8 protein-coding genes are annotated in these 9,721 nt (G+C 45.2%); 6 read left to right on the forward strand and 2 right to left on the reverse strand.

The features are described 5' to 3' along the window. Positions 1-530 precede the first annotated feature (530 nt). Positions 531-752: a hypothetical protein gene (locus ABD915_RS07880; RefSeq protein WP_345117163.1), complete on the forward strand. Its 222-nt coding sequence runs from the start codon at positions 531-533 to the stop codon at positions 750-752. A 78-nt stretch (positions 753-830) separates the two neighbouring features. Here the strand turns inward: ABD915_RS07880 and ABD915_RS07885 are convergent, their stop codons facing one another. Next, the gene (locus tag ABD915_RS07885) at positions 831-1,577 is read right to left on the reverse strand and encodes a YebC/PmpR family DNA-binding transcriptional regulator (protein ID WP_345117165.1); all 747 of its coding nucleotides are present in this window, start codon (positions 1,575-1,577) and stop codon (positions 831-833) included. Positions 1,578-1,985: 408 nt separating this feature from the next. Between ABD915_RS07885 and ABD915_RS07890 the strand changes: the two genes are divergently transcribed. The 5 genes from ABD915_RS07890 (at position 1,986) to ftsH (ending at position 9,396) form a co-directional block, all read left to right on the forward strand. Further along, complete coding sequence (locus ABD915_RS07890) at positions 1,986-2,675, forward strand: DUF1013 domain-containing protein (protein ID WP_345117167.1); 690 nt, start codon at positions 1,986-1,988, stop codon at positions 2,673-2,675. A 207-nt stretch (positions 2,676-2,882) separates the two neighbouring features. Beyond that, positions 2,883-3,386 carry a peptidoglycan-associated lipoprotein Pal gene (gene pal, locus ABD915_RS07895; protein ID WP_345117170.1) on the forward strand — a complete coding sequence of 168 codons (504 nt, stop codon included), beginning with the start codon at positions 2,883-2,885 and terminating at the stop codon, positions 3,384-3,386. A gap of 179 nt (positions 3,387-3,565) precedes the next feature. Further along, positions 3,566-5,515 (forward strand): tol-pal system protein, encoded by a 1,950-nt coding sequence (locus tag ABD915_RS07900; RefSeq protein WP_345117172.1) that lies wholly within the window; start codon positions 3,566-3,568, stop codon positions 5,513-5,515. Next, the gene (gene tilS / locus ABD915_RS07905; protein ID WP_425548202.1) at positions 5,500-7,056 is read left to right on the forward strand and encodes a tRNA lysidine(34) synthetase TilS; all 1,557 of its coding nucleotides are present in this window, start codon (positions 5,500-5,502) and stop codon (positions 7,054-7,056) included. The genes ABD915_RS07900 and tilS overlap by 16 nt, the downstream gene beginning before the upstream one ends. Positions 7,057-7,170: 114 nt before the next feature. After that, complete coding sequence (ftsH, locus tag ABD915_RS07915) at positions 7,171-9,396, forward strand: ATP-dependent zinc metalloprotease FtsH (RefSeq protein WP_345117174.1); 2,226 nt, start codon at positions 7,171-7,173, stop codon at positions 9,394-9,396. A 133-nt stretch (positions 9,397-9,529) separates the two neighbouring features. On the opposite strand, the gene ABD915_RS07920 is transcribed toward ftsH, so the two are convergent. Continuing rightward, positions 9,530-9,721: hypothetical protein (locus ABD915_RS07920; RefSeq protein WP_345117176.1), on the reverse strand; the 192-nt coding region annotated here is incomplete at its 5' end.

Raw genomic sequence — 9,721 nt, forward strand, 5'->3', positions numbered from 1 at the left:
CAGCCTGTGGAGAGGAAGGCTCTGGCCAATGTCTTGTGACTTTGGTGAAACCAGCCTCGAAGAAGCAGGAAATCAACAGTAGATGTAATCAGAAATGAGAATATTTACGTAAGTTTGATAGAACGGATTAATATATGGATAAAAACCTTTACGAAAAGAGCAAAGAGACCCCTTGTGAACCGCCTTCATGCATAAGCTATCGCAACACTGAGTCATTGGTAGATTATCATGAGGGTGCAGGTTTATTCCTGCATAAACCATAAGCGCACTGATGGTGGGATCTCATGGATTTTGCATGATAGCTTTTATGGGGGGTGCCGTGAGATGCTTTGGAAAGCTGTGAAGCCCGAAGGAAGAGGAGAGTGCGTGCGTGAACCATGCAATCGTGTGCTGTTGTCTGTGAGGGGCGTGGTCCTTGGGTGCTTGTGATAAACAAAGGCGTGCGGCAATGGTGTGCGCTTGCCATTCTTTAAGAGCCATTGCTGTGAGATGGGTTTGGAAGCTGTGAAGCCCAATGAAGAGGAGAGTGCATGCGTGAACCATGCAATCGTGTGCTGTTGTCTGTGAGGGGCGTGGTCCTTGGGTTGTGTGCTATAAACAAAGGCGCGCGGCAATGGCGTGCACGCTACTCTTTAAAAGCCATTGCTGTGGCTGCTTTTGAAAGCTCTGCAGCCGAAGGAAGAGAAGAGGGTAAAGAGGGGGCTGGTGTGTTTGCTTTACACCTTTTTACACCTTTACGTTCCCTCCAATAAGGCCGATTACGCTTGTGTAAATAACCCTTTGAGAGCTCTTTTAAAAGGAAGCACGCACTGTGATGATGGCGCGCGCAATTATGCAGACAATTTTGCCAAAATCTCATCACTGACATCAAAATTGGCATAAACATTTTGCACGTCATCATCTTCTTCTAATGTTGAAATAAGCCGTAAAATTGATAAAGCTTTTTCTTCATCTATGGGGGCGAGGGTCGTTGCTTTCCAAACAGTTTTGATTGATTCTGCTTCGCCAAGTTTGGCTTCAAGCATCTTAGAAACTTCACCAATATCTTCAAACGCACAGATGATGTGGTGCCCTGTTTCTTCTGATTGTACATCTTCAGCACCGGCCTCTATCGCTGCGTCCATGACGCTGTCAGCTGTTCCTGCTTGCTTCTGATAGATGATTTCACCAATCCGATTAAACATAAAGCTGACCGAACCTGTTTCCCCTAGTGCACCGCCCGATTTGGTGAAAGCAGCGCGCACATTTGAAGCGGTACGGTTGCGGTTATCGGTTAAAGCTTCAACAATGATCGCAACGCCCCCTGGACCATAGCCTTCGTAGCGTACTTCATCATAATGTTCGACATCATTGCCTGAAGCTTTCTTAATTGCGCGTTCAATATTATCTTTCGGCATGGATTGTGCCTTAGCATTTTGGATAGCGAGCCTTAAGCGCGGATTCATGGCCGGATCCGGAGAGCCTTGTTTGGCTGCAACGGTAATTTCACGCGCAAGCTTCGAAAATATTTTCGAGCGCATCGCATCTTGGCGACCTTTACGGTGCATAATATTTTTAAATTGTGAATGGCCTGCCATAGTTTCCCTTTCAGTTTCGGCTTTTCTTTCAGTTATGGCGCCCTCAAGTAGAGGCGGTTACACACCCATTCTGGTGCAACAAATGTGCTAAAAACCTGTAAACAAAAGTATTGCATCATAAGGTGAAGTGATCATATAAATCCTTTAATAAGAAAATTCACCTTAAAGGTAAAGAGACTTTCTTGAGACGTATCACAAGATAGATGTCTTGTCGTCAGTCAAAAATCACGCTATAACAGAATGTAATTTCATGGCAAAAGTGGTTTGTTCCATGGCTCGCTTTATTAAAAGCGGGTGAACATAGCCTGACAATATTAGGACGAAATACTCCAAGATAGGAGGAATACTCCAGAGTTCCAGAGTGAGCAATAACCCGCCTTAAAAGGCAAATAAGAGGATAGTATAAAAATGGCAACGCAACTTTTGATGCCCAAAGCTACAGCTGTTTGGCTGGTTGATAACACAGCGCTTTCTTTTGAACAGATTGCAGAATTTTGTAAATTGCATGTGTTGGAAGTAAAGGCTATTGCTGATGGGGAAGCTGCTTATGGTATTAAAGGCCTTGATCCGATTAGTTCTGGGCAGTTAACACGTAGTGAAATCGCACGGGTGGAAGCAGATGAAAGCGCGCGCTTGAAAATTTCTGAGTCAAGAGTCCGTATCCCCGAAAAAAAACGCAAAGGTGCGCGCTATATTCCGCTTTCGCGGCGCCAAGATCGCCCAAATGGTATCTTATGGTTGGTGACTAATCACCCTGAGTTGAAAGATGCTCAGATTGCACGGTTGATTGGAACAACAAAAGCAACTATTGAACAAATTCGCCAAAGAACCCATTGGAATAGCGCTAATTTGGTCCCTCGCGATCCTGTAGGTCTTGGCTTGTGCTTGCAAATTGATTTGGATATCGAACTCCAGCGTGCTGCGAAAAATCGCCCCGTTGCTTCTGAGGGAGATAGATCTTTACTCCCCGCATCGGTTACAGAGAATGTCGCTCTCAATGAAGAGGAGCATGAACAGGACCTCAACAAGAATTTCGATGCTGATAAAGTTTTTGCTAAACTAAATGCACTTCAGAAAAAACAGCAAGATGATGCATAAAATAAATGCATAAACAAAAAGAAAGCAGGGGCAGTACGTGCGCGATTTCACGTTCGTGCGGAAAGGCTGTCGGTGAAGAAAATGAATGGACTCAAAAAATAGAGAAAATTTTATCTTCATTAGGAATTAACAATTATTCTTGAAGCGCTATCGAAAGAATGTATCTATCCCTTCGAGTTTGATTTTTACAATAAGGAGAATCAGTTTATGCGCTCTATCAAAAATATTCCCGTTCATCCCTTGACCATAATCCTTTTTTTCTCACTGGCCCTTGTTGGTTGTGGTCCAAAACATGTTGGTGGTGTCAACGGTATGAATAGTGCCGGCTTTAATCAGGCGCCTTTAGGTTCAGGGCAGGATTTTACTGTTAACGTTGGTGATCGCGTTTTCTTTAGTCTTGATTCTTCTTCAATTGAGCCTGATGCTGAACATGTTTTAATGCGTCAAGCAGAATGGTTGCTTCGTTATCCCTCCTATTTTATTACGATCGAAGGTCATGCTGACGAGCGTGGTACGCGTGAATATAATTTGGCACTAGGGCAGCGTCGTGCTGTGGCTGTACGCGATTATTTAATGTCTCTTGGTGTATCTGCACAACGGATGCGGACGATCTCTTATGGAAAAGAAAGACCTGTAGCCGTGTGTGACGATATTTCCTGTTGGAACCAAAATCGACGCGCTGTTACTACAATTAATAACGCGAACGAATAACGTGGACGTGGTTAAAAATACAGATGACAATGGTTTGTGTAAATTCTTGGGTTTGTGTAAATTCTTGGGTTTGTATAAATTCTTGGTTTATCTCAATGAGGTGACTCAACCTTTGTATTTGTGTTTTGGGGAAAAGTATGTGGATCTATAGGAAGCAAAATTGGACAGGCGTCTTTTTTATGTCGGTTTTTATAGCGTGTTTTACTTTGTTTGCTCAAAGTGCACCGCGAAGAGCTTCTCAATACCCTCCATATGATCCAGCCCCTGCCGCGTTGGGTGCGGTTCCTGCCGCGTTGGGTGTGGCGCCTGCTGATACGGGTGTGGCGCCTGCTGATATGGGTGGGGCTCCTGCCGCGTTGGGTGCAGCGCCTGCTGCTACAGGTGCAGCGCCTGCTGCTACAGGTGCAGCGCCTGCTGATACGGGTGTGGCTCCTGCTGCTACGGATGCGGTTCCTGCTGCTACGGATGCGGTTCCTGCTGCTACGGATGCGGTTCCTGCTGCTACGGATGCGGTTCCTGCTGCTACGGATGCGGTTCCTGCTGCTACGGGTGCGGTTCCTGCTGCTACGGGTGCGGTTCCTGCTGCTACGGGTGCGGTTCCTGCTGCTACGGATGCGGTTCCTGCTGCTACGGATGCGGTTCCTGCTGTTACGGGTGCAGCGCCTGCTGATACGGATGCGGTTCCTGCTGCTACGGGTGCGGTTCCTGCTGCTACGGGTGCGGTTCCTGCTGCTACGGGTGCGGTTCCTGCTGCTACGGGTGCGGTTCCTGCTGCTACGGATGCGGTTCCTGCTGTTACGGATGCGGTTCCTGCTGCTACGGGTGCGGTTCCTGCTGTTACGGGTGCAGCGCCTGCTGATACGGGTGTGGCGCCTGCTGATACGGGTGTGGCGCCTGCTGCTACGGATGCGGTTCCTGCTGCTACGGGTGCGGTTCCTGCTGCTACGGATGCGGTTCCTGCTGCTACGGGTGCGGTTCCTGCTGCTACGGGTGGGGCTCCTGCTGCTACGGGTGGGGCTCCTGCCGCGTTGGATGCGGTTCCTGCTGTTACGGGTGCAGCGCCTGCTGATACGGGTGTGGCGCCTGCTGATACGGGTGTGGCGCCTGCTGCTACGGGTGGGGCTCCTGCCGCGTTGGATGCGGTTCCTGCTGCTACGGATGCGGTTCCTGCTGTTACGGATGCGGTTCCTGCTGCTACGGGTGTGGCGCCTGCCGCGTTGGGTGCAGATTTTTCTTTTCAGGGGATGATTCAAGATCAAGAATTTATTTTGGAAAATCAAGATGCTCTCTTTAAAGATTATGATTTGGATAAGCTCTTGAATAAGATACGAACGGTGCTTGAGCATAACGATTTGGAAAGTGTTCAAAAACAATTTCATCGGCTTTTTGATAAAGAAGGCTCTGCTGTTTATTCTTGTCCCTCTGATTATGCTACTTTAGATGAAAACTTTAAGAGCGCAAAGGAAGGGATGGGGCAGGGGGATCTTCACAACAGGGGTGCTGATGAGGAAAAACACAAGAGTATGGCGAACCATAATCCTGAAAGCCGTTTTGAAGAAATAAATGACCGTTCGCAAGAAACCGATGAACGCTTGAAGAAAGTACATAACTTTGCGGATGAAAGAGAAGCTCGTGTGGAGGAACTGTATAGCCGTTTGGAGAAAACACATGCGGAAAGCAATTCTGCTAAACTGCAGTATAGGGAAGAGGATTCCCTTTTTTCTCCAAAAAAATTATATAAAGAAGGCTATGATTTTATTCTTTCTGGCAACTATGTCAAAGCTGAAAAAGCTTTTTGCGCTTTTCAAAACCGCTATCCAAAAGATCCTTTAAACGATGATGCTGTGTTTTGGTTGGCTGAAGCTTTGTTGGGACAAAAACGCTATCATGAAGCGGCACAAGTTTATCTTAATGTATGGTATTTAGACAAAAAAAAGCACTACACTTCTGAAATTTTGTTGAAATTAGCAATCAGTATGGTGGCTCTTGGTCATAATGAAGAGGCTTGTACAGTTTTTGCTAAAAAATCAAAATCTTCTAAAACACCAAAACTTTCTAAAACATTGGAGTGCGTCTTTTGTAAACCTCTTAAAAAAGAGCGGAGTCGTTCACGGTGCTCGTTAGATTAGCAGGAAATCTCTTTAAAACATCAGATTTTGTTGAATGTCGAAAGGTGATCCTTGCGGTTTCAGGGGGTAGTGATTCGCTCGCTTTGTTGTTTTTGGTCAAAGACCATTTAAAAACGCTCTCTGTTCCTCCGGAAATGATTGTCGTTACCGTTGATCATCAATTGCGTAGAGAATCAGCGCGTGAAGCTTCAACTGTTGCGGAAATTTGTCGTGACAACCACATTAAACATATCACTGTGCGCTGGGAAGGCAAAAAGCCAAAAACACATATCGCTTCAAGTGCTCGTGTTGCACGCTATGATCTCCTCTTTAAAGAAGCACAAAAACACGGGGCAACGCTTATTATGACAGGGCATACGCTCAATGATCAGGTTGAAACTTATCAGATGCGTTGCCAACGTCTTCAAAAAAATGCCCCGGTTTTGCAACAAGAATGCTTTGAAGAAAAACGCGATGGCGGCCGTTCTACAAAAATGGCAGAAAATAGTGCCGAAAAAAACTATGGGCAGATCTATCAGCGCGGTTTATCTTGTATTCCGCGTGAAGCGTTGTTGCACCGAACTGTACGCTTGATTCGTCCGCTCCTTGGGGTCAAGCGTAAAACATTGCGGGCTTATTTGCATTTAAAGGGAAAAACATGGATTGATGATCCAACCAATGAAGATCGCAAATTTGAACGCGTACGTGTGCGCCAATCGCTGCACCCAAAAAAGCTTATCGATATTGCTAAAAAGGTTAATGAAGCGGCACTTCAACGCCGTCAAAAGGCACAAAATATTGCCGATTTGATTTTGGCTCTGGATATCACTGTTGAATATGGGCGTTGTTTTATTGCAAAGCCCGCACCATTCTTACAAAAACATCCAGATTTTCCTTTTATCGTGGGACTCTTTACCGTGCTGATGGGAGGAGGGGCTTATTTGCTCCCTTTACAAAAATTAATCGCTCTTTTCCAAAAGTTGTGTCTCAACTCTCCAGAAAAGCAACGCTTTACTCTGGCTGGATCTGTCATTGAATACAATCCAAGGGGGGAATACAATCCAAGGGGGGAATACAATCCAAGGGGGGAATACAATCCAAGGGGGGAATACAATCCAAGGGGGGAATACAATCCAAAGGGGCAATATAACCAAAAGGAGGAACGTAAGAGAAGCGGGATTGCTGTTTGGCGCGAATCTCGAAATCTGAAAGAAGCGGTTGTTGAGCCCGGAAAAACTTTTGTATGGGATGGACGCTATCAAATTACAAACTCTGGGACTGAGACTTTGAAAGTTGGACCAGCGGGGTTGGAACAGCTGAAATCTCTGTGCAAAAAAAGAAATTTCGATCGCAAACGCCCCCATTATCCTTCTCTCCAATCGCTGCCTATGATCTCAAACGATAAAGGATATGATATTCCAGAGTTGACAGATCACGCTCTTTTACAACAAAATGTCACCATAAAGCGAATTATGGCTCCCTTCGATTGGCTTTTGTCACGCGAAGATGCTCCGTTTATTAATGTTATTGAGCCTTTTTTTAATATTGAGGCGAAAAGATAAAGAAAAATCGCTTTAAAAGAGAATAAACATCTTCTCATGTCTTGGCAAGGGGCAGACAAGGTTATATGTTAAGGGTGTTTATTTAAAATCTGTGTTTTATTAAGTGGACTTAACATGAATTCCAATTACCGCTCGCTCCTCATTTGGGGAGTTATTGCCTTGATTTTGATTGTATCGTTTTCTCTTTTTAATGGAGATAGCCAGCGTTCTGGAGGGGGAGAACTCTCCTATTCCGAGTTTTTGCAGAAAGTCGAGAATAATGAATTGAAGTCTGTGACCATTCAAGGTCAGAAATTAACAGGAAAAACCGCTGATCATAGAGTTATTTCAACTTTTGCACCACGAGATCCAAGCTTAATACAAAAATTGGAAAGCAGAAATGTTAACGTTAAAGCTATCCCTGAAAGCTCTGGTAATAGCATCTTCCTCAACCTTCTCTTTTCTTTGTTGCCCGTTATTATTATCGTTGGGGCGTGGGTCTTCTTTATGCGACAAATGCAAAATGGATCACGCGGCGCTATGGGGTTTGGTAAATCAAAGGCAAAATTGCTCAATGAAGCGCAGGGGCGTGTTACCTTTAAGGATGTTGCTGGCGTTGAAGAAGCAAAACAGGATCTACAGGAAATCGTCGAATTTTTACGTGAACCACAAAAATTTCAACGCTTAGGGGGACGTATTCCACGCGGCGTGTTGCTGGTTGGTCCTCCAGGAACAGGTAAAACCTTGCTGGCACGCTCTGTTGCCGGGGAGGCCAATGTGCCCTTCTTTACTATCTCTGGGTCCGATTTTGTCGAAATGTTTGTCGGTGTTGGTGCAAGCCGCGTGCGCGATATGTTTGAACAGGCGAAAAAAAATGCCCCATGTATTATCTTTATTGATGAAATTGATGCTGTTGGTCGTCATCGTGGTGCCGGATTGGGAGGTGGAAACGATGAACGCGAGCAAACCTTAAACCAATTGCTTGTCGAAATGGATGGTTTCGAGCCCAATGAAAGTATCATTCTTATTGCTGCAACAAACCGTCCCGATGTGCTCGATCCTGCCTTGTTAAGACCAGGCCGCTTTGATCGCCAAGTTGTCGTGCCAAACCCCGATGTTTCTGGGCGTGAGCAAATCTTGAAAGTTCATGTGCGCAACGTGCCTTTAGCGCCTAATGTGGATCTGAAAATTTTGGCAAGGGGTACGCCAGGGTTTTCGGGTGCTGATCTGATGAACCTTGTCAATGAGGCGGCTCTTATGGCTGCTAGCCGCAATAAAAGAGTGGTGACAATGCAAGAGTTTGAAGATGCTAAAGACAAGGTGATGATGGGCGCTGAACGCCGTTCAAATGCTATGACCCAAGAAGAAAAAGAACTCACCGCATATCACGAAGCAGGACATGCTATCGTAGCTCTCAATGTGCCTGCTGCCGATCCTGTTCATAAAGCAACAATCGTACCAAGAGGAAGAGCTTTGGGTATGGTTATGCAATTGCCTGAGGGGGATCGTTATTCTATGAGCTATCGCTGGATGATTTCTCGTCTGGCTATCATGATGGGCGGACGTGTGGCTGAAGAATTGAAATTCGGAAAAGAAAATATAACATCCGGTGCTGCGTCCGATATCGAACAGGCCACAAAATTGGCGCGCGCAATGATTACGCGATGGGGCTTTTCTGATATTCTCGGTAATGTTGCATATGGTGATAACCAAGATGAAGTCTTTTTAGGGCATTCCGTTGCACGAACACAAAATGTCTCTGAAGAAACAGCGCGTATGATCGATATGGAAGTACGTAAGCTCATCGATGATGCTTACAAAGATGCTACCAGAATTCTGAAAACAAAAAAGAAAGAATGGTTCGCTCTGGCGCAAGGTTTGTTGGAATATGAAACTTTAACCGGTGCGGAAATTAACGAGGTTGTGGCAGGAAAACCCCCTTCACGAACACAGAAAGATGAAAATGCTACTGTGCGCACTTCCTCTGTCCCTAAAACAAATACTCGTAAGGGCGAAACAGAGAAAAAAATGGGAGAGGAAACAAATGCTCGTAAAGCAGAGGGAGAAAGCGAAGGGATAAAAACTGCAAAAGAAAAAACAAAATCTAGGGATGCCAATGCTCATAATACCACGTTTAAAGAGCCTCAATCTCGTGGAACTGAGAAAAAAGCACGAAGTGCTAAAAACTCTACTGGAGTAAAAAACTCTACTGGAGTAAAAAATTCCACTGGAGTAAAAAATTCCACTGGAGTAAAAAATTCCACTGGAGCAAAAAATCTTGCTGCAAGCAAAGAAGACGCTGAAAAAGCATTAAATGCTGAGGAACCTAAAACTAAACAGCAACCTTCTAAAGATGCTTGAGTGCCCATGTCTTTAAATGCTCATGTCTTTAAACACTGATGTCTTTAGAAAAACTGTGCCAATTCTGTAAGGGCAAGCATGAGCTTGCCTGCCTTTTTAAAAAACAGCATTCGAAAGGGAAGGTGAGAAAAGTTTATGCACTGTTTTGGCAGTTCTTGGGTTTTAGAAAAACGCTGCGGTGCTGGAGATAGAATATTAAAACGCGTCTTTTGTTGGAAATAGGAAGGCGTCTTTTGCGTTGTGTTGAGAGACCGATGCCGTGTTTAAAACGCTTCAGAGAAGATTTGAACTGGTCTTGGGTTTTAGAGAAACGCTGCGGTGCTGG

Origin of the sequence: Bartonella jaculi, assembly GCF_039543045.1 — a bacterium.
In the GTDB taxonomy this organism is placed as follows: domain Bacteria; phylum Pseudomonadota; class Alphaproteobacteria; order Rhizobiales; family Rhizobiaceae; genus Bartonella; species Bartonella jaculi.